Source organism: Streptomyces venezuelae ATCC 10712, assembly GCF_008639165.1.
Classification (GTDB): Bacteria; Actinomycetota; Actinomycetes; order Streptomycetales; family Streptomycetaceae; genus Streptomyces; species Streptomyces venezuelae.
The window spans coordinates 6,931,932-6,950,708 of record NZ_CP029197.1 but is presented as its reverse complement, the minus strand read 5'-3'; the positions used below and the strand labels follow the sequence as shown (position 1 = coordinate 6,950,708).

Here is an 18,777-nt window from a genome sequence, read left to right as displayed (position 1 = left end):
GGGCGGGCGATGCTGCGGGTGTGCGGTCAGGTGTCGGTGCCGCGGACCGTGCGGCGCTGGACCAGGACGGCGGCGACGATGATGGCGCCCTTGGCGATCTGCTGGACGTCGCTCTGCAGGTTGTTGAGCGCGAAGATGTTGGTGATCGTGGTGAAGACGAGGACGCCGAGGACGGAGCCGACGATGGTGCCGCGGCCGCCGCTGAGGAGGGTGCCGCCGATGATGGCGGCGGCGATGGCGTCGAGCTCGTACAGGTTGCCGTTGGTGTTCTGGCCGGAGCCGGCGAGCACCACGAGCAGGAAGGCGGCGATGCCGCAGCACAGCCCGGAGAGCAGATAGAGCAGGAGGCGCTGGCGCCGTACGTCGATTCCGGCGAGGCGGGCGGCCTCCGGGTTGCCGCCGACGGCGATCGTGCGGCGGCCGAAGGTGGTCCGGTTGAGCAGCAGCCAGCCGGCGGCCGTGACCGCCGCGAAGACCAGCACGAGCGGCGGAACTCCGAGGACGTAGGCGTCGGGGACGCCCAGGTCGAGGACGGACGGGACGGTGACGATCTGCGTCTTGCCGTCGGTGATCTGGAGGGCGAGACCGCGGGCGGAGGCGAGCATGGCCAGGGTCGCGATGAACGGGACCATGCCGCCGTACGCGACGAGGACGCCGTTGACGAGACCGCAGCCGAGTCCCACGACGACCGCCGTGAACAGGATGCCGGCGAAGCCGAACTCCTGGGTGGCGAGGGTGGTGGCCCACACCGAGGCGAGGGCGACGATCGCGCCGACGGAGAGGTCGATGCCGCCGCTGGTGATGACGAAGGTCATGCCGACGGTGACGACGCCGATCACGGAGGCCTGGGTCAGCACGAGTTGGAGGTTGGAGGTGGCGAGGAACTCGGCGGGCCGGGTGAGTCCGCCGACGGCGATCAGGACGGCGAGCACGCCGAGCAGGGACAGGTTCCGGACGTCGGCCCGGAGGCCGAGTCCGGTCCGACGGCCTTCGCCGGCCGGTGACGTGGCCGGGGTGGTGAGGGTCATACCGCGGGGCTCCCTTCCATCACGAGGTCGAGTACGCGGTGTTCGTCGAGGTCACGGGCGGGCGCCTGGTGGACGACCCGGCCCTCGCGGAGGACCAGGACCCGGTCGGCGAGGCCGAGGACCTCGGGCACCTCGCTGGAGACGAGGAGGACGGCGAGGCCGTCGTCGGCAAGGCCGCGGATGACGGCGTACAGCTCGGCGCGGGCACCGACGTCGACGCCCCGGGTGGGTTCGTCGAGGAGGAGGACGCGGCAGCCGCGGAGCAGCCAGCGGGCGAGAACGGCCTTCTGCTGGTTGCCGCCGGAGAGGGTGCGGACGGGGGTGTCGGGCAGGTCGGGGCGGAGCGAGAGGGCGCGGGTCGCGGTCCTGGCGGTCTCACGCTCACCGGCGCGGTCGATCCAGCCGGCCCGGGAGAAGCGGGCGAGGGAGGAGACGGAGACGTTGCGAGTGACGGATTCGAGCAGGAGCAGGCCCTGGGCCTTGCGTTCCTCGGGGGCGAGGCCGAGTCCGGCGGCGACGGCAGCCGGGACGCTGCCGGGGCGCAGCGGCCGCCCGCCGACGACGACCCGGCCGGCGGTGGGTTTCCGCGCACCGTAGACGGTCTCCAGGATCTCGGAGCGGCCGGAGCCGACGAGCCCGGCGAGACCGACGATCTCGCCGGGGCGGAGTTCGAGGTCGAGGGCCTCGAACTCGCCTTTTCTGGCGAGGCCCTGGACCCGGAGGACGGGTTCGCCGCCCGGGGGCCTGGCGGGGCGTTCGGGGAAGACGTACGGGACGTCCCGGCCGGTCATGAGGGCGACGACCTCCCGGGTCGGGGTGGTCGCGGCGGGCAGCCCGCGGGCGACGGCGCGGCCGTCCTTGAGGACGGTGACGCGGTCGCCGATGCGGCGGATCTCCTCCAGGCGGTGGGAGATGTAGACGACGGCGACGCCGTCGGCGGTGAGGTCGGCGACGATCCGGAAGAGGTTGGCGACCTCGTCGGGGTCGAGCGCGGCGGACGGCTCGTCCATGACGATGAGCCGTACGTCGTGGGAGAGGGCGCGGGCCATGGAGACGATCTGCCGCTGGGCGGCGGAGAGTTCGCCGACGCGGCGGGCCGGGTCGAGCTCGGGGTGGCCGAGGCGTTTCAGGAGTGCGGCGGTGGCCTGGCGGGCGGCGCGGGTGCGGACGAAGCCGGCGGTGGTGGGTTCGTGGCCGAGGTGGACGTTCTCGGCGACGGACAGGCCTTCGACGAGGTCGAGTTCCTGGTAGATGGTGGCGATGCCGAGCCGGACGGCGGCGCTCGGGGAGCGGAGCCGGACGGGTTCGCCGTTCCAGGTGATGTGGCCCGCGTCGGGCTGGTGGGCGCCGGCGAGGACCTTGATGAGGGTGGACTTGCCGGCGCCGTTCTGGCCGAGGAGGCAGTGGACTTCGCCGGGGGTGACGTCCAGGTCCACGCCGTCAAGGGCGCGGACGCCGGGGAAGGACTTGGTGATGCCGGACATCGTGAGCAGGGACGTTTCAGCGCGTGCTGAAGGGGGCGTGGGCAGCATGGGTGAACCCCTCGGCGGGTGCGGATGGCGCCAGGGCGAGTGGGCCCCCCCGGACGACGTCCGGGGGCGGAACGAAGCCGGCGAGCGGTTACGCCGGAGAGAAGAGGTGGTCGCTGATGAGGCGGGCCGCGCCGGTGACACCGGCCGTCTGGCCCAGTTCCCCGAGGACGATGGGGAGGTTGCCGGTGGCCAGCGGCAGGGACTGCCGGTAGACCTGGGTGCGGACACTGGCGAGGAGGTTGTGACCGAGGCCGGTGACGCCGCCGCCGATCACCACCAGACCGGGGTTGAAGAAACTGACGAGTCCGGCGATGACCTGCCCGACCCGGTTGCCGCCCGCCCGGATGAGGGCGAGCGAGGTGGCGTCCCCCGCGGCGGCGGCCGCGGCGACGTCGACGGCGGTGAGGTGCCCGGCCGCGGCGAGCCGCGCGGCGAGCTCCTCCGAGTCGCCGCCGCGTGCCGCGTCCTCGGCGTCGCGGGCCAGCGCGGCGCCGCTGAAGTGGGCTTCCAGGCAGCCGTTGTTGCCGCAGGCGCAGGGGCGTCCTTCGGGCTCGACCTGGATGTGCCCGATGTCGCCTGCGCTGCCCGTCGTACCGCGGTAGACCTCTCCGCCGACGACGATGCCGCAGCCGATGCCGGTGCCGATCTTGACGCACAGGAAGTCGCCGACGGAGCGGGCGACGCCGGCGTGCTGCTCCCCCATGGCCATGAGGTTCACGTCGTTGTCGACCATGACGGGGCAGCCGAGTTCCTGGCTGAGGGCCTCCCGTACGGGGAAGCCGTCCCAGCCGGGCATGATCGGCGGCGCGACGGGGACGCCCTCGGGGAAGCGGACGGGTCCGGGGACGCCGATACCGGCGCCGTCGAACCCTTCCGCGAGTCCGGTGGAGCGGAGCTTCGCCGCCATCGACAGGGCCTGCTCGAAGACGGCGACGGGTCCTTCGCGGACGTCCATGGGGTGGTTGAGGTGCCCGAGCACCTCCAACTCGGCGTTGGTGACGGCGACGTCGATGGAGGTGGCGCCGATGTCGATGCCGAGGAAGCGGAGTTCGGGCGCGAGCCGGATGTTGTGCGAACGGCGGCCGCCCCGGGAGGCGGCGAGGCCGTCGGCGACGACGAGACCGGTCTCCAGGAGCCGGTCGACCTCGACGGCGAGCTTGGAGCGGGAGAGTTCGATCTGGTCTCCCAGCTGGGCGCGGGAGTTGGGTCCTCCGTCGCGCAACAGCCGGAGGAGTCGCGCCTGATGCCGGTTGGCAGGTCGTGCCGTCATGCGTCTCACGCGCCCCTCCCTCTCGCACACGCTCGTCTGCGGGCTTTCGAGGGGAACGTAGCAGCGGCGTACCGGGGTGGGAAGAAGTCGTGCGTGAATCGACCCCTACTTTTTCCCGATCGGGGACAAAGGAGGGGTCGGATCGAGCGAACTCCCCTCAGCGCACCTGCACCAGGCGGGCCGAGACCACCACGTTGCCCGCGTAGCCGTTCTCCTCGGTGAACGTGCCGCCGCAGGTGATCAGACGCAGTTCGGGGACCCCCGCGTCGGCGTAGACCCGCTCGGCGGGGAAGCCCTCCTTGGGGACGACCTCGACGCCGTACACGGCGAAGACGGCGGTGCGGCCGTCGCGGCGCGCGACCTCCACGCGGTGGCCCTTGCCGAGTGCGCCCAGGTCGTAGAACACGGCGCGGCCGCCGGGGGTGTCGACATGGCCGACGATGACCGCGGTGCCGCGTTCGCCGGGGGTGACGGCTCCGGTGAACCAGCCCGCGAGCCGGTTCTCCTCGGGGGGCGGGGCCTCGATCCAGCCGTCGGCGTCGAGCCCGACCTCGGTGACGGGCGCGTCGATCCGCACGGCCGGGACGCGGACCCGTACGGGGGTCGACCCGGGCAGCGGATCGGGTACGGGCAGGGCGGCGAGCGCGGCGTACGCCCTGGCGGCGTCGGGTGCGGCGGCGGCGAGGGGCTGCGGGGGGCCTTCGGCGCGGAGTTCGTCCGCGCCGCCGCGGACGAGGTGGACGCCGACGAGGAGGACGACGGCGACGAGCCCCCAGGCGCCGTGCCGACCCTGCCCCGCCGCCCGCGTCCGGCCACCCGGGGTCTCCGCGGGCCCTGTCACGTCCGGCGCGCCCATGTCCGGTCTCCTCCCCGCGCGGCGCCGTTCCCGCGCCGTCGCGTTCCGGCGCCGTACCCGCGCGGTGTCGCGCGCGCGGCGGCGCCGGTCGGTTGTGGCGCCCCTCCGTCCCGGACCTCGTCACACCGGGGCGGAGGGGCCGTCTCAGGCCCCCCGCGTCCCGGCCGTCAGGCGCCGCCGGCGCCGCGGCGGCGGGTCAGGACGACGGCGGCGCCGAGCGCCCCGGCGATGAGCAGCACGCCCGTGACCACCTCGGTGACCCCGAGGCCCTCGGAGTCCGCGCCACTGGCGGCGGCGGTTCCGTAGCCCGCCTTGACGCCCTTGTGCGCGCCGGGCGGCATGCTCCTGTCGTGGCCGCCGGTCGTGTTCCCGCCGGTGTCGCCCTGGGCGATGGTGAGGGTGGTGGTGCCGCGCTCGCCCTTGCAGTCGAAGGTGATCTCGTACTGGGCCCCGGCCTTGGCGTCGAAGTCCACGGTGGCGGTGCCCGCACGGCCCTCGGTGAGGGTCACCGTGTCGAACACGCCCGAGGTGACGGTGACCGTGGGGACCTCGCAGCCGTCGGACTTCAGCGTGACGGTGCCGCCGGGGGCGATGGTCGCCGGGGTGACGGAGAAGCCGAACGACGTGATGTCGTGGTCGTTCTCGCCCGCCAGGGCCGTCGGCGCGGCGGCGACCACGGCGGCGGCGGTCAGCAGGGCGGCGGAAGCGGCACGTATCGCACGCATGGCGGTCCTCCAGATCACCGGGAGGGCTCGGCCACGGAGCGATTCCGTGCCCGGGAAGGCGACGACCCTCACCGCGATCGAAGCTAGGTCCGCCACCGGCCCGCCGCCACCGGGCTCCGCCGAACGGGGCATACGGAGTACGGCTCCGGCCAGGGGCGGAGGGCCCCCCGGAGACGTACCCGCGGCGGGCGTACGGCCCTGGGGAGCGCCCCGGCTACGGCCCCCGCGAGGGCGTGGCCCTTGCGGAGCGCCCGGCCACGGCTCCCGCGAGGGCGAAGGGCCCCGGCGGACACCCCCGGGGCGGGCGTACGGACCCGGCCGCGGGTCTCGCCCGCGCTACGGGACCCGGACGACCTGGCCCGCGTACGAGAGGTTTCCGCCGAAGCCGAAGAGGAGGACCGGCGCGCCGGAGGGCAGTTCGCCGCGCTCGACGAGCTTGGCGAGGGCGAGCGGGATGGAGGCGGCCGAGGTGTTGCCGGAGTCGACGACGTCCCGGGCGACGATCGCGTTGACGGCGCCGATCTTCGCGGCGAGCGGCTCGATGATCCGCAGGTTGGCCTGGTGCAGGACCACGCCCGCGAGCTCCTCGGGGGCGACGCCGGACCGCTCGCAGGCCTGCCGGGCGAGGGCGGGCAGCTGCTGGGTGGCCCAGCGGTAGACGCTCTGGCCCTCCTGCGCGAAGCGGGGCGGGGTGCCCTCGATGCGGACGGCGTGGCCCATCTCCGGGACCGAGCCCCACAGGACGGGGCCGATGCCGGGCGCCTCCCCGGGCTCCTCGTCGTCGACGGCCTCGACGATCGCGGCGCCCGCGCCGTCGCCGACGAGGACGCAGGTGGTGCGGTCCGTCCAGTCCGTCACGTCGGTCATCTTGTCGGCGCCGATCACCAGCGCCCGGCGCGAGCCGCCGGCCCGTACGGCGTGGTCGGCGGTGGCCAGGGCGTGGGTGAACCCGGCGCAGACCACGTTGAGGTCCATGGTGGCGGGCGAGGTCATGCCGAGGCGGGCGGCGACGCGGGCGGCCGTGTTGGGCGAGCGGTCGATGGCGGTGGAGGTCGCGACGAGGACGAGGTCGATGTCGTCGGCGGTGAGTCCCGCGGTGGCCAGGGCCTTGCCGGCGGCGTGCGCGGCGAGCTCGTCGACGGGCTCGTCGGGCCCGGCGACGTGCCGGGTGCGGATGCCGACCCGGCTGGTGATCCACGCGTCGTCGGTGTCGACCAACTTCTCGAGATCGCGGTTGGTGAGCACCCTGGCGGGCTGGTAGTGCCCGAGCGCGGCAATGCGAGTGCCCGTCATACCCGGGACCCCCTAGGTGGTTCGATCGTCCGGCAGGAGTTCCCCAGTCTTGCCAGCGACTGATGGGTAACAGGTGACGTAAACCACCAAGATTCACCCGTATCGCTTGGCCGACCGTGACAAGGGGCCGGGCCCGGCACGGCTCCCGCGGCGGCGCGGGGGCCGTGGGCGGGTCAGTTCTTCGGCGGATCGATCATCTGGAGGGCGAGGGTGGCCGGGGGCGGGGCGATGCCGGGGCCTCCGGCGGCCGTCCAGGCGAGGATGTCGTCGAGGGCCTCGTCGTCGAGGGTGAAGGCGACCCAGGCGGCGCGGCCGCCGCGCCGGCGGCCCTCGGTGGAGGGCTGGACGACGACGATGTTGGCCTGGGCGCAGGGGCCGAGGCAGTCGCTGGTACGGACGGCCAGGCGGCCGCCGGAGGCCGCGGCGGCCTCGCGGAGCCGGGCGAGCTGTCCGGCGTGGTCGGTGCCGGGGTTCTTGCGGGCGTCACCGCAGCAGCAGCCGCGGCAGACGACGAGGGAGCAGGGGCGGGCCCCGTACCGTATCGGGACCGGGGTCACGCGCGGCCGTCCGGGGCGGCCGGGGTTTCCAGGGTGATCGCGGCGACGGGGGCGACGGTGCCGAGGCGCGGGAAGTCGAGGTCGACCGAGGCGCGGTGTTCGTCGGCGGTGAGCGCGCTCATGGCGTCCTCGGCGAAGACCAGGTCGTAGCCGAGGTCGCCGGCGGCGCGGGCGGTGGATTCGACACCCAGGTTGGTGGCGATGCCGCCGAAGACCAGGGTGGTGGCGCCGAACCCGGTGAGGAGTTCGTGGAGTCCGGTGTCCTGGAAGCCGCCGATGGTGCGCTTCACGACGACGGGTTCGCCGTCCCGGACGAGGTCGGGGACGAGGTCGCTGCCGGGCGGCTGGGCTTCGACGTTCGGCCGTTCCACCCGGATGTGGACGACGGGCGCGCCCGCGGCCCTGAAGGTGTCGGCGAGTCGGGCGGCGGCCGCGAGGACGTCGGTGCCGGGGCGGGGCGCGAGGGGCAGCGCGACGATGCGTTCCATGAGGTCGACGAGGACGAGCGCGGTGCGGCCGGTATCGAGTGTGGGCATGGGAGCACCGTAGCGGCCGCGATGATCATCCTGGGGTGGTCGTGGGTGTGATCCGGCCTACGGAGGCGGCCGCCGGCGGAGTCACCGGCGTCCCGTCCGTCCCGGGGTCCCCGTCCGCGTCACGGGCGCGGCGCTTCGCGATCACCGCGCACACCATCAGCTGCATCTGGTGGAAGAGCATCAGCGGGAGGACGGCGAGCGAGGCCTGGGGGCCGAAGAGGACGCTGGCCATCGGGAGCCCGGCCGCCAGGCTCTTCTTCGAGCCCGCGAACTGGATCGCGATCCGGTCCGCCCGGCCGAAGCCGAGGCGGCGCGAGCCGTACCAGGTGAGGGCGAGCATCGCCGCGAGCAGCGCGGCCTCGACGGCGAGCAGCAGGCCGAGGCGGGCGGGGGTCACGAGGTGCCAGATGCCGGCGACCATGCCCTGGCTGAAAGCGGTGTAGACGACGAGGAGTATCGATCCCCGGTCGACGCGTCCGAGGACCTTCTTGTGGCGGACGAGGAAGCCGCCGACCCAGCGGCGCAGGAGCTGGCCGGCGAGGAAGGGCACCAGGAGCTGGAGCACGATCTTCAGGAGCGCGTCGGCGGAGAGGCCGCCCGCGCTGTTGCCGAGGAGCAGCGCGGCGAGCAGCGGGGTGAGGACGATGCCGGCGAGGGAGGAGAAGGAGCCCGCGCAGATCGCGGCGGGGACGTTGCCGCGGGCGAGGGACGTGAAGGCGATGGAGGACTGGATGGTGGAGGGCACCAGGCAGAGGAAGAGGAACCCGCTGTAGAGCTGGGGGGTGAGGACGGTGGGGACGAGGCCGCGGGCGGCGAGTCCGAGGAGCGGGAAGAGGACGAAGGTGGCGGCGAGGACGGTGACGTGGAGCCGCCAGTGCCTGAGGCCGTCGAGGGCTTCGCGGGTGGAGAGCCGGGCGCCGTAGAGGAAGAAGAGGAGGGCCACGGCCCCGGTCGAGACGCCTTCCGCGAGGCGGGCGGCGGTTCCGGAGGCGGGCAGCAGGGTGGCGAGGGCGACCGTGCCGAGGAGGGCCAGGACGTACCCGTCGACGGGCAGCCAGGACGGCGTCCGGAGGGTGCGGGGACGGCTTCGGCGGGGCGCGGGGACGGTCATGGGCTCCACTGATCTGTGCACTGCGGGGGCGGGTTCCGGGGGCGGGCCGCGGCTTCCCATCCTGCTCCACGGGCCGGTGATCGGGAATCCCGTACAGCGCTCTGACTGTCATCACGCGGCGCGATGAGCGCGGCGATCCGCGCTACGGTCGTCGCGTGTACGAGCCCGCGCAGTTGCGCACCTTCCTCGCCGTGGCCCAGACGCTGAGCTTCACCCGGGCCGCGGAACGCCTCGGCCTGCGGCAGTCGACGGTCAGCCAGCACGTGCGGCGGCTCGAGGAGGCGACCGGCCGGCCGCTGTTCACCCGGGACACGCACCGGGTGGCGCTGACGGAGGACGGCGAGGCGATGCTCGGCTTCGCGCGCACGATCCTCCAGGCGCACGAGCGGGCGGCGGCGTACTTCGGGGGGACGCGGTTGCGCGGGCGGCTGCGATTCGGGGCGTCGGAGGACTTCGTGACGACCCGGTTGCCGGAGATCCTGGAGTCCTTCCGGCGCGAGCATCCCGAGGTCGACCTCGAACTGACGGTCGAACTGTCCGGCACGCTCCAGGCCCGGCTCGCGGCGGGCCGGCTGGATCTGATCCTGGCCAAGCGGCGCGGCGGGGAGAGCGAGGGGCGGCTGGTGTGGGAGGACTCGCTGATCTGGATCGGGGCGCCGGGCCTGCGGCTCGATCCGGACCGTCCGGTGCCGCTGATCCTGTACCCGCCGCCGGGGATCACCCGGGAGCGTGCCCTGGAGGCCTTGGAGGGGCAGGGCAGGGCGTGGCGGATCGCGTGTACGAGTTCCAGCCTGAGCGCGAACGTGGCGGCGGCCCGGGCGGGGCTCGGCGTGATGGCGCACACGCGGGGGCTCGTGCCGCCGGGTCTCGTGCCGGTCCCGGCGCGTGCGGGGCTGCCGGAGCTGGGTGCGGTGGGGTTCGTGCTGCGCGCGGGGCGGCGGGGCGGGGCCGTGCAGGAGGCGGCGGACGCGCTGGCGGAGGCGATCCTGGCGGGCGGCGACCGGCTGCACCGGCCGAGCTGACCGGCGCGTACGACCACGGGTGGGGCGCCCCCGGTCGGCGGTTGCCCGTGAGCGGCCCGTACAGATTCCGTGGAGATTCCCGTGCGGCGGACGTACCGTCCGGTCGGTAACGGCCCCACGACGCCCGCGACTTGGCTCTCCCACCCGTTCTGACCTGTACGAACGCGGAATGTCCCGGCTTGGTGAAGGCCCTGCCGCCGGGGAGTCGGGTGGGGTACCGTCACCCGCGCCGTACGGAGCGCTACAACGAGCTTTTCCAGCCATCGAGCCGTCGAGGAGCAGGTCAGTGCGCGAGTTCACCGTTCCGCCCGTCGAGGCGGCGCCTCAGGTCGGCGGTCTGGCGGACGCCGTGTTCGAGCACGCCCTCGCGGCGCCGGACCGGATCGCGTTCGGCCGGAAGGGCCCGGACGGTGAGTGGCGCGACGTGACGGCGGCACGGTTCCGGGACGAGGTCCTGGGCCTGGCGAAGGGCCTGATGGCGGAGGGCGTCCGGTTCGGCGACCGGGTCGCGATCATGTCCAGGACCCGCTACGAGTGGACGCTGTTCGACTTCGCGCTCTGGACGATCGGCGCCCAGCCGGTGCCGGTCTATCCGACGTCCTCGGCCGAGCAGGTCTTCTGGATGCTGCACGACGCCGAGGTCACGGCGTGCGTGGTGGAGCACGAGGACCACGCGATGACGATCGGCTCGGTGATCGACCGGCTGCCCCGGCTCCAGCGGCTGTGGCAGCTGGACGCGGACGCGGTGGGCGAGCTGACGGCCGCCGGCACGGACATCGACGAGGACGTCGTGCACCGGCACCGGAGGGCGGTGACGCCGGAGACGGTGGCGACGGTCATCTACACCTCGGGGACGACCGGCCGCCCGAAGGGCTGTGTGATCACCCACTCCAACTTCATGTTCGAGACGGACATGCTGGTCGGACGCTGGGAGTCGGTATTCAGATCCCGGCCGGGCGAAGAGGCCTCGACGCTGCTGTTCCTGCCGCTCGCGCACGTCTTCGGGCGGATGGTGGAGGTGGCGGCGGTCCGGACCGGGGTGAAGCTGGGGCACCAGCCGGTGATGGCGGCGGCGGAGCTGATCCCCGACCTCGCGGCCTTCCGGCCGAGTTTCGTCCTGGCCGTTCCCTATGTCTTCGAGAAGGTCTTCCACGCGGCCCGGCGCAAGGCGGAGCGGGAGGGGAGGACGGGCCCGTTCGACAAGGCGGTGGAGGTGGCGGTGGCCTATGCGGAGGCGCTGGAGCACAAGGCCTTCGGCACCGGCCCCGGGCCCTCGGCGACGCTGCGCGTGCAGCACCAGTTCTTCGAGAAGACGGTGTACACGAAGATCCGCGCGGCCCTCGGCGGGCGGCTGCGGCACGCGATGTCGGGCGGGTCCGCGATGGACCGCCGGCAGGGGCTGTTCTTCGCGGGCGCGGGGGTCACGGTCTACGAGGGGTACGGCCTGACGGAGTCCTCGGCCGCCGCGACGGCGAACCCGCCCGAGCGGACGCGGTACGGCACGGTGGGCCAGCCGGTGCCGGGGACGACGGTGCACATCGCGGAGGACGGCGAGGTGTGGCTGTACGGCGGTCAGGTCTTCTCCGGTTATCTGAACGCCCCGGAGGCGACGGCGGCCGTGCTCAACGACGGCTGGCTGGCCACCGGGGACCTGGGCGCGCTCGACGAGGACGGCTATCTGACGATCACCGGGCGCAAGAAGGAGATCCTGGTGACCTCGGGCGGCAAGAGCGTGTCGCCGACGGCTCTGGAGGAGCGGGTGCGGGCGCACCCGCTGATCGCCCAGTGCATCGTCGTGGGCAACGACCGGCCGTACATCGCCGCGCTCGTGACGATCGACCAGGAGGCGGTGGAGCACTGGCTCGCGATGCAGGGGCGGGCGCCGCTCGCCCCGGCCGAGCTGGTGCGCGACCCGTCCCTGGAGACGGAGATCCGGCGCGGGGTGGTGGCGGCGAACACGCTGGTGTCGCAGGCCGAGTCGATCCGTACGTTCCGGATCCTGGCGCATCCGTTCAGCGAGGAGCACGGACTGCTGACCCCGTCGCTGAAGCTGAAGCGGAAGGCGATCGAGCGGGCGTACGCGGCGGAGGTCGCGGCGCTGTACGGCTGAGGCGCGCCCGGAGAAGCCGCGCCCCGAGGAGCCGCGCCCCGAGGCCCGGGGCGGGGGCCAAGCGGAATGCAGGGATCAGCCGGATCGTTGACGATGGGAGCAGTCAGACAGGACCCGCGACGACGTAAGGACCCACCCCACGTGAGCACGGACAGCAAGGTTCCCTCGGTCACCCTGAACAACGGCGTGCGGATGCCGCAGCTGGGCTTCGGCGTCTGGCAGGTGCCGGACGACGAGGCGGCGACGGCCGTGGCGACCGCCCTCGAGGCCGGCTACCGCTCGATCGACACGGCGGCCGCCTACGGGAACGAGAAGGGCACCGGCAGCGCCCTGACCGCGTCCGGGATCCCCCGTGAGGACCTGTTCGTCACCACGAAGGTGTGGAACGACGACCAGGGCTACGACGCGACGCTGCGCGCCTTCGACGCCTCGCTCGACAAGCTGGGCCTCGATCACGTCGACCTCTACCTGATCCACTGGCCGGTGCCCTCGCGGGCCCGGTACGTCGACACGTACCGGGCCTTCGAGAAGATCTACGCGGACGGCCGCGCCAAGGCCATCGGCGTCTCGAACTTCCTCCCCGAGCACCTGGAGCGGCTGATCGACGAGACCTCGGTCGTGCCCGCGGTCAACCAGATCGAGCTGCACCCCCAGCTCCCCCAGGAGGCCTCCCGCGCGGCGCACGCACGGCACGGCATCGCGACCGAGGCGTGGTCGCCGCTCGGTTCGGGCCGGGGTCTCCTCGACGTCCCGGCGATCGTCGCGATCGGCCGCAAGCACGGGCGGACCCCGGCGCAGGTGGTGCTGCGCTGGCACCTCCAGCTGGGGAACGTGGTGATCCCCAAGTCGGTCACCCCGTCCCGCATCCGGGAGAACATCGACGTGTTCGACTTCGAGCTGGACGGCGAGGACCTGGCGGCGATCGCCGCGCTTGACGAGAACCGCCGACTGGGCCCGGACCCGGCGGAGTTCGGCGCCTGAGCCGGTACGCCGACGGCGCCTGAGCCGGTACGCCGACGGCGCCGGGGTCCGAGGGACTCCGGCGCCGTTGTCGTACCCCCGGCATAGAGTCGGCGGCGTGGTCGTGCGGAACGAAGGAGTCGAAGCGGTGAGTGGTGCGCCGGTGCCCGTCGAAGGGGGCCTCTACCGGGTGCGGAACGTGGGCAGCGGCCTGCTCCTGGAGGTCTACCAGGGGTCGAGCCGCAGCGGTACCCCCGTGCAACAGGGCGCCGAGAACGGGACGCCGGGACAGCACTGGCACATCACGCCCGTGCCGAACGGCGGCGGCCTCCACCACCTGGTCAACGCCGCCAGTGGCAAGCGGCTCGACGTCGCCAACGCCTCCACGGAGAACGGCGCCACCATCCAGCAGTGGAAGGCCAACAACTTCGGCGCACAGGAGTGGATCATCGAACAGGACCTGCAGTCGCCGGGGACGGTGGCCCTGGTGAGCTTCATCAGCGGGCTGTTCCTGGAGGTCGCCGACGGTTCGACGGCCGACGGCGGCGACGTACGGCAGTGGGAGGACACCGACTCCCCGTTCCAGTGGTGGCGGCTCGAGCCGGTGTCCTGACACCTTCCGCGCGCCCCGGCGTCAGCCCTTGCGGGCGGTGTGCACGGTGCGGGCCGTGAGGTGGAAGACGTCGGTGCGGTGGTGCAGGGACAGCTCGTCGGCCGGGTCGACCAGCCGCTCGATCATCGCCAGGTCCTCCGGGTCGAGCCGGTCGCCGAAGCCGTCGCGGAGCCGCTCGTAGTGGGACACGGCCAGCTCCCGCACGACCGGGGAGGCCGGCGCGGGGAGGTCGGTGAGGAAGGTGCGGGTGCCGGACGGGGTCAGGCCCGCGTCGGCGAGGAGCGCCCGCCAGTCGTCCGGCTCGTCCTTGAACCCCGGCGCGTCCTGGCGCATCTGCGCGAACCAGTCGGCGTGGGCGGCGTCGAGGCGCGCCTCCAGGCCCGGCCGGCCGAAGCCGATGTGCCAGGGCAGGTGCCGCGTCGGCAGCCCGCCCTCGACGAGGACCATCAGGCCGCCGGGGTTGAGCTGCCCGGCGAACGCGGCGAGCGCGGCGCGCTGGTCGCCGAGGTGGTGCAGGGAGTTGCCCGCCCAGATGATGTCCGCCCGCCCCAGCGTGGCGATGCCTTCGGGGAGTTCGGCGTGGAGGGTGGAGACGCGGCCGCCGAGGCCGCGCGCCTCGGCGTACTCCCGGGCCCGGGTGAGGAGTTCGGGCGTGCCGTCGACGGCCACCGCCTCGGCCTCGGGGAAGGCCCGTGCGAGCACGCTGGTGACGACGCCGGGGCCGCTGCCGACGTCGAGGATCCGGCGGACGCCGGGGACCGGGGCGAGCGTGCCGAGCCAGGCGGCGGCGTCCGCGTAGGCCACGCCGGCGACCTCGGCCTGCCGCTCAAGGAGCGGGCCGAGCTGGTTCCAGTCCAGGTGGGTGCCGTCGTGATGGCCGTGGGCGTGCTTGTGCCCGTCGGCCGGCTTGCCGCCGGCGTGCTTGTGCCCGGCGGTGTCCTGGGGGCCGTCGGTGTGCTGGTGGCCGTGGCCCTCGCCGTGCGAGTGGCCCTGGTGGGATGCGCTCTGCTGACTCATGGGACCAGCGTGCGACGAGTCGGCCGGGATCGCGAGAAAAGTTGCCGGTTCGGCAAGGAGAACCTCACCCTCCCGCACGGTGCTCCTGCGGGCTGACTCCCCTGACCCGCTTGAACGCGGCGCTCAGGGCGAACGCTCCGCCGTAGCCGACCTGCCGGGCGACGGACTCCACGGTGGCGTCGGTCTCGCGCAGCAGGTCCGCGGCGAGCGCCAGCCGCCAGCCGGTGAGGTACGCCATCGGGGGCTCGCCGACGAGCTCGGTGAAGCGGCGGGCGAGCGCGGCCCGGGACACCCCCGCCTTCGCGGCGAGCGAGGCGACGGTCCAGGGGTGCGCGGGGTCGTCCTGGAGCAGCCGGAGCGCCCGGCCGACCACCGGGTCGCCCATGGCCCGGTACCAGGCGGGGGCCCGCGCGCCGGGCCGGGAGAACCAGGCGCGGACCCCGGCGATGAGCAGCAGGTCGAGGACCCGGTCGAGGACGACGCTCTGGCCGGGTTCGTCGCGGGCGATCTCCTCGTCGAGGAAGGGCATCAGGGGGCAGTTCCACACGTCCGCGGGCAGGTGGAGCACGCCCGGCAGGGCGTCGAGCAGCCGCCGGCCGACCTCACCGTCCATCCGGTAGGTGCCGACGAGGACCGTGGTGCCGCCGTCGGGGGCGTTGCCCCAGGTGCGGACGCCGAGCCGCATGGTCTCGGCCAGCGGCTCCCCGCTGAGGGTGGTGCAGGTGCCGTCCGGGCCGATCCGGGCGCTCGGCGGGGCGTCCGCGGCGTGGGCGACGGTGTACGGCTCCGGGCCGCGGGCGATGGCGATGTCACCGGGCCGCAGCAGGACGGGCTCCCCGGTGTCGGGGACGATCCAGGCCTCGCCCTCGGTGACGCACATCAGGCAGAGCGGGGCGCCGTCCTCGATCCGTACGGACCACGGCGGCTCCATGATCATGCGGAGCAGGAAGGCGCCCCGGGCGCGGGGTCCGTCGAGGAGTCCGGCGAGTGCGTCCATGGACCGCAAGCCTAGGCCGGGGTGAGACGGACGCGTAGGGGGGTGAGACGGCGGAGCATGGGCGCGGGGGGCGGTGGGCGGGAGGCTTGAGCCATGACGACGCAGACGAACAACTCACTGAGCACGACGGGCACGACGGCCGGGACCGGCACGACGACCGTTCTGGTCACCAGCGCCACCGGCAAGACCGGACGGCGGGTCGCCGAGCGGCTCGCGGCGCGCGGGGCGACCGTCCGCGCCGGGTCCCGTACCGGCGCTACCGCCTTCGACTGGGAGTCCCCGGAGACCTGGGGCCCGGCGCTGCGGGGCGCGGACGCCGCGTACGTGGCGTACTACCCGGACCTGGCCGCGCCCGGCGCGGCGGAGGCGATGGAGGTCTTCGGCCGGCTGGCCGCGGAGCACGGCGTCCGTCGGCTGACGCTGCTGTCCGGCCGTGGGGAGCCGGAGGCGGTGGTGGCGGAGGAGGCGTTGCGCACGGCGGCCGTCGGGGTGGAACTGACCGTCGTCCGGGCCGCGTTCTTCGCGCAGAACTTCTCCGAGGGGCTGCTCGCGGAAGGGGTCGCGGAGGGCGTCGTCGTCTTCCCCGCGGGTGACACGGCGGAGCCGTTCGTCGACGTGGACGACCTCGCGGACGTGGTCGTCGAGACGCTGACGGGGGACGGCCACACGGGGCGGGTGCACGAGCTGACGGGGCCGCGCCCGATCGGCTTCGCGGAGGTGGCGGCGGAGATCGCGCGCGCCTCGGGGCGTCCGGTGGCCTACGAGGCGGTGTCCGGGGCCGACTACGCGAAGCTGCTCACCGGGTTCGGGCTCCCGGCGCCGGAGGCCGCATGGCTGGCCGCCCTGTTCGCGACGCTCCTCGACGGGCACAACGCCTCGGTGACGGACGGCGTGCGGCGGGTCCTCGGCCGGGAGCCGCGCTCGTTCCGCGCGTTCGCGGAGGCGACCTGGGCGGGAGCCGAGGCGGACGTCTGAGCCCGTACGGCCGAGTCGGCCCGGGGGCCGGCCCCGTACCGCCGCCGGGTCTCAGGCCCGGCGGACGAAGCGGAGAGCCCATCCGGCGGTCGGCCCCGTACGGCCGCCAGGCCTCAGGCCCGCAGGACGAAGCGGGCGAGGCGGTACCGGGGTTCGGCGCGGGGGCGGTCCTGGTCCGGGAGGGCGGCCAGGGCCGTGGCGAGGGTCTCGACGGTCGACGGGTCGCCGGGGAACCAGGAGGCGAAGTAGCCGGCGCGGAGCTTGCGCGCGGTCCCGCGCGGGGTGCCGCCCTGGCCGTGGCCGGTGAAGTGGGTGCCGGGGGCGGGGTCGAGGCCGTGCCGGTCGGCGTGACGGGTGATCAGGTCGGCCCGGTCGGAGGCGGTTTCGGCCGAGCGGTGCGGGCCGAGGACCGCGTCGATGTCGCTGCCGACGTCGTGCGCGGCGTCCTTGTCGACGGTGGCGATCAGGACGCCGCCGGGCCGCAGGACACGGGCCGCCTCGGCGACGATCTCCGCCGCGAACGGCACGAGGTGCAGCAGCCAGACGGCGCTCACCGCGTCCAGGGAGGCATCGGGGAACGGCAGCCGGCGGGCGTCGGCGCGGACGACCCGGCCGGGGGCGCGCCCGGCGGCGACCCGCAGCATGGCGTGGGCGGCGTCGGCCCCGTACACCCGCAGTCCGGGCCGGGTGAGCCGCTCGGTGACGAGGCCGGTGCCGCAGGCCAGGTCGAGCAGGGTGCGGGCGCCGGGCGGCACGAGCCGCAGGACGGCCTCGGCCGCCGCCGCGGCCCGGGGTTCGCCGCCCCGGGTCCGGTCGTAGTGGGCTGCCTCGGCCTCGTAGTCGAGCACGGTCTCCGCCATGCGGATGATCGTACGAGGGAGACGGCCGGCCGGCACCGGGGCGGGAGCCCGTCGGCGGGCGGGGGCTATCGGGCTCCGTGTCCCGGGGCGATCCGTTCGACGCGCTCGGCGAGTCCGAAGTCCTTCTCGGTCACGGCGCCACCGGCGTCGTGGCTGTTCACGGAGAGGGCGACGGTGTTGTAGCCGAGGGTCAGGTCCGAGTGGTGGTCGAGCTCCTGCTGGATCCGCGCCACGTGGACGACGAGCGCGGTCGCCGCGAAGTGGTCGTCGAGCCGGTACTCGCGGGTGAGGCGGTCGTCCTCGAAGGACCAGCCGGGGAGCTCCCGCAGTCGGTCCTCGATCTCCTTCTGCGACAGCGGCTGTGTGGGCACGGCGGTGCTCCCTCCGGTCAGGGTGGCGCGGGTGACGGACAGGGGTCCCCGGGGAAAGCTACCCGGGTCCTCCTCTGGGATACCGTCTGGCCATGACAACTGTCGTGAGCGACACGGGGGTAGGGCCGCTGCTGCGCGGTTGGCGGGAGCAGCGGCGGCTGAGCCAGCTGGAGCTGGCCCTGCGCGCCGACTCCTCGGCGCGGCACATCTCGTTCGTGGAGACGGGCCGGTCCCGGCCGAGCGAGGAGATGGTCCTGAGGCTCGCGGAGCACCTGGAGGTGCCGGTCCGCGAGCGGAACGCGCTGCTGCTCGCCGCGGGGTACGCGCCCCGGTACGCCGAGTCGCCGCTCGACGCGCCGCGGCTCGAGACGCTGCGGGCGGGCATCGAGCGGCTGTTGCAGGGGTACGAGCCGTTCCCCGCGCTGGTGGTGGACGGCTCGTACACGGTGGTGGCGGCCAACCGGGGCATCGGGCTGCTCCTGGACGGGCTGCCGGAGCACCTGCTCACGCCGCCGCTGAACGCGATGCGGATCACGCTGCACCCGGAGGGTCTGGCGCCCCGGATCCGGAACCTGCGGGAGTGGCGGGGACATCTGCTGGGCCAGATGGAGCGTCAGATAGCGCTGGTGCGTTCGGAGTCGCTGCGCGCGCTGTACGAGGAGGTGGCGGCGTATCCGCTGCCGCCGGGCGCGGACGAGGAGCCCGTGCCGGACGGTTCCGGTCACGGCTCCGGTCCGGGCCCGGAGGAGGTGTACCCGTATTTCGCCCTGCCGTTGCGCATCGAGCACGACGGGCGGGTGCTCTCCTTCGTGTCGTCGATCTCGACGTTCAACACGCCGCTGGACGTGACGGTCGCCGAGTTGGCCATCGAGACGTTCCTCCCGGCCGACCCGGCGACGGTCGCCTACCTCCGCTCGCTGCCGCCGCTGGACTAGGGCCGGTCC

Annotated in this window: 19 protein-coding genes; 6 read left to right on the top strand and 13 right to left on the bottom strand. The window is 74.0% G+C overall.

Annotated features, from left to right (window positions below; genetic code table 11):
• Positions 1 to 26 precede the first annotated feature (26 nt).
• From DEJ43_RS31860 to DEJ43_RS31820, 9 genes are all read right to left on the bottom strand, one after another.
• Positions 27 to 1,028: an ABC transporter permease gene (locus DEJ43_RS31860; RefSeq protein ID WP_015037548.1), complete on the bottom strand. Its 1,002-nt coding sequence runs from the start codon at positions 1,026 to 1,028 to the stop codon at positions 27 to 29.
• Positions 1,025 to 2,560, bottom strand: coding sequence for a sugar ABC transporter ATP-binding protein (locus DEJ43_RS31855; protein WP_015037547.1), 1,536 nt, complete (start codon positions 2,558 to 2,560; stop codon positions 1,025 to 1,027). The genes DEJ43_RS31860 and DEJ43_RS31855 overlap by 4 nt, the downstream gene beginning before the upstream one ends.
• An 88-nt stretch (positions 2,561 to 2,648) precedes the next feature.
• The gene (locus DEJ43_RS31850) at positions 2,649 to 3,830 is read right to left on the bottom strand and encodes an ROK family transcriptional regulator (protein ID WP_041663111.1); all 1,182 of its coding nucleotides are present in this window, start codon (positions 3,828 to 3,830) and stop codon (positions 2,649 to 2,651) included.
• 157 nt (positions 3,831 to 3,987) lie between these two features.
• The gene (locus tag DEJ43_RS31845; RefSeq protein ID WP_015037545.1) at positions 3,988 to 4,686 is read right to left on the bottom strand and encodes a class F sortase; all 699 of its coding nucleotides are present in this window, start codon (positions 4,684 to 4,686) and stop codon (positions 3,988 to 3,990) included.
• 167 nt (positions 4,687 to 4,853) lie between these two features.
• A complete protein-coding gene (locus DEJ43_RS31840; RefSeq protein ID WP_041663110.1) occupies positions 4,854 to 5,411 on the bottom strand; it encodes a lipoprotein in 558 nt (185 codons plus the stop codon).
• Positions 5,412 to 5,747: 336 nt separating this feature from the next.
• Positions 5,748 to 6,704 carry a beta-ketoacyl-ACP synthase III gene (locus DEJ43_RS31835; protein ID WP_015037543.1) on the bottom strand — a complete coding sequence of 319 codons (957 nt, stop codon included), beginning with the start codon at positions 6,702 to 6,704 and terminating at the stop codon, positions 5,748 to 5,750.
• 173 nt (positions 6,705 to 6,877) lie between these two features.
• Positions 6,878 to 7,261, bottom strand: a complete 384-nt coding sequence (locus DEJ43_RS31830) for a hypothetical protein (protein ID WP_015037542.1) — start codon at positions 7,259 to 7,261, stop codon at positions 6,878 to 6,880.
• Positions 7,258 to 7,797 carry an isochorismatase family protein gene (locus DEJ43_RS31825; protein ID WP_015037541.1) on the bottom strand — a complete coding sequence of 180 codons (540 nt, stop codon included), beginning with the start codon at positions 7,795 to 7,797 and terminating at the stop codon, positions 7,258 to 7,260. The genes DEJ43_RS31830 and DEJ43_RS31825 overlap by 4 nt, the downstream gene beginning before the upstream one ends.
• Positions 7,798 to 7,822: 25 nt before the next feature.
• Positions 7,823 to 8,908 (bottom strand): bile acid:sodium symporter family protein, encoded by a 1,086-nt coding sequence (locus DEJ43_RS31820; RefSeq protein ID WP_071892264.1) that lies wholly within the window; start codon positions 8,906 to 8,908, stop codon positions 7,823 to 7,825.
• A 155-nt stretch (positions 8,909 to 9,063) separates the two neighbouring features.
• Between DEJ43_RS31820 and DEJ43_RS31815 the strand changes: the two genes are divergently transcribed.
• The 4 genes from DEJ43_RS31815 (at position 9,064) to DEJ43_RS31800 (ending at position 13,613) form a co-directional block, all read left to right on the top strand.
• The gene (locus tag DEJ43_RS31815) at positions 9,064 to 9,930 is read left to right on the top strand and encodes a LysR substrate-binding domain-containing protein (RefSeq protein ID WP_015037539.1); all 867 of its coding nucleotides are present in this window, start codon (positions 9,064 to 9,066) and stop codon (positions 9,928 to 9,930) included.
• A gap of 286 nt (positions 9,931 to 10,216) precedes the next feature.
• Positions 10,217 to 12,040: an AMP-dependent synthetase/ligase gene (locus tag DEJ43_RS31810; RefSeq protein WP_015037538.1), complete on the top strand. Its 1,824-nt coding sequence runs from the start codon at positions 10,217 to 10,219 to the stop codon at positions 12,038 to 12,040.
• Positions 12,041 to 12,232: 192 nt separating this feature from the next.
• A complete protein-coding gene (locus DEJ43_RS31805; protein WP_202491842.1) occupies positions 12,233 to 13,021 on the top strand; it encodes an aldo/keto reductase in 789 nt (262 codons plus the stop codon).
• Positions 13,022 to 13,148: 127 nt separating this feature from the next.
• Positions 13,149 to 13,613, top strand: a complete 465-nt coding sequence (locus DEJ43_RS31800; protein WP_041663108.1) for an RICIN domain-containing protein — start codon at positions 13,149 to 13,151, stop codon at positions 13,611 to 13,613.
• A gap of 21 nt (positions 13,614 to 13,634) precedes the next feature.
• Here DEJ43_RS31800 and DEJ43_RS31795 read toward each other — a convergent pair whose 3' ends face one another.
• Both DEJ43_RS31795 and DEJ43_RS31790 read right to left on the bottom strand, forming a co-directional pair.
• The gene (locus tag DEJ43_RS31795) at positions 13,635 to 14,630 is read right to left on the bottom strand and encodes a class I SAM-dependent methyltransferase (protein WP_041663106.1); all 996 of its coding nucleotides are present in this window, start codon (positions 14,628 to 14,630) and stop codon (positions 13,635 to 13,637) included.
• A gap of 64 nt (positions 14,631 to 14,694) precedes the next feature.
• The gene (locus tag DEJ43_RS31790) at positions 14,695 to 15,627 is read right to left on the bottom strand and encodes an AraC family transcriptional regulator (RefSeq protein ID WP_015037534.1); all 933 of its coding nucleotides are present in this window, start codon (positions 15,625 to 15,627) and stop codon (positions 14,695 to 14,697) included.
• A 93-nt stretch (positions 15,628 to 15,720) separates the two neighbouring features.
• On the opposite strand from DEJ43_RS31790, the gene DEJ43_RS31785 reads away from it, so the two are divergent.
• Positions 15,721 to 16,602 (top strand): Rossmann-fold NAD(P)-binding domain-containing protein, encoded by an 882-nt coding sequence (locus DEJ43_RS31785; protein WP_015037533.1) that lies wholly within the window; start codon positions 15,721 to 15,723, stop codon positions 16,600 to 16,602.
• Positions 16,603 to 16,715: 113 nt separating this feature from the next.
• On the opposite strand, the gene DEJ43_RS31780 is transcribed toward DEJ43_RS31785, so the two are convergent.
• On the bottom strand, positions 16,716 to 17,450 hold the full coding sequence (locus tag DEJ43_RS31780) for a class I SAM-dependent methyltransferase (protein WP_015037532.1): 735 nt from the start codon (positions 17,448 to 17,450) through the stop codon (positions 16,716 to 16,718).
• Positions 17,451 to 17,527: 77 nt separating this feature from the next.
• Positions 17,528 to 17,833 carry a 4a-hydroxytetrahydrobiopterin dehydratase gene (locus tag DEJ43_RS31775; RefSeq protein WP_015037531.1) on the bottom strand — a complete coding sequence of 102 codons (306 nt, stop codon included), beginning with the start codon at positions 17,831 to 17,833 and terminating at the stop codon, positions 17,528 to 17,530.
• Between the two features lie 92 nt (positions 17,834 to 17,925).
• Here DEJ43_RS31775 and DEJ43_RS31770 point away from each other — a divergent pair, with 92 nt between their 5' ends.
• On the top strand, positions 17,926 to 18,768 hold the full coding sequence (locus DEJ43_RS31770; RefSeq protein ID WP_015037530.1) for a helix-turn-helix domain-containing protein: 843 nt from the start codon (positions 17,926 to 17,928) through the stop codon (positions 18,766 to 18,768).
• The last annotated feature ends 9 nt before the right edge of the window (positions 18,769 to 18,777 follow it).

Coding starts and splice junctions, on each gene's coding strand:
- DEJ43_RS31835 (WP_015037543.1), bottom strand. CDS start 6,704: ATGACGGGCACTCGCATTGCCGCGCTCGGGCACTACCAGCCCGCCAGG.
- DEJ43_RS31855 (WP_015037547.1), bottom strand. CDS start 2,560: ATGCTGCCCACGCCCCCTTCAGCACGCGCTGAAACGTCCCTGCTCACG.
- DEJ43_RS31785 (WP_015037533.1), top strand. CDS start 15,721: ATGACGACGCAGACGAACAACTCACTGAGCACGACGGGCACGACGGCC.
- DEJ43_RS31770 (WP_015037530.1), top strand. CDS start 17,926: ATGACAACTGTCGTGAGCGACACGGGGGTAGGGCCGCTGCTGCGCGGT.
- DEJ43_RS31820 (WP_071892264.1), bottom strand. CDS start 8,908: ATGACCGTCCCCGCGCCCCGCCGAAGCCGTCCCCGCACCCTCCGGACG.
- DEJ43_RS31850 (WP_041663111.1), bottom strand. CDS start 3,830: ATGACGGCACGACCTGCCAACCGGCATCAGGCGCGACTCCTCCGGCTG.
- DEJ43_RS31825 (WP_015037541.1), bottom strand. CDS start 7,797: ATGCCCACACTCGATACCGGCCGCACCGCGCTCGTCCTCGTCGACCTC.
- DEJ43_RS31805 (WP_202491842.1), top strand. CDS start 12,233: ATGCCGCAGCTGGGCTTCGGCGTCTGGCAGGTGCCGGACGACGAGGCG.
- DEJ43_RS31860 (WP_015037548.1), bottom strand. CDS start 1,028: ATGACCCTCACCACCCCGGCCACGTCACCGGCCGGCGAAGGCCGTCGG.
- DEJ43_RS31790 (WP_015037534.1), bottom strand. CDS start 15,627: ATGGACGCACTCGCCGGACTCCTCGACGGACCCCGCGCCCGGGGCGCC.
- DEJ43_RS31795 (WP_041663106.1), bottom strand. CDS start 14,630: ATGAGTCAGCAGAGCGCATCCCACCAGGGCCACTCGCACGGCGAGGGC.
- DEJ43_RS31840 (WP_041663110.1), bottom strand. CDS start 5,411: ATGCGTGCGATACGTGCCGCTTCCGCCGCCCTGCTGACCGCCGCCGCC.
- DEJ43_RS31845 (WP_015037545.1), bottom strand. CDS start 4,686: ATGGGCGCGCCGGACGTGACAGGGCCCGCGGAGACCCCGGGTGGCCGG.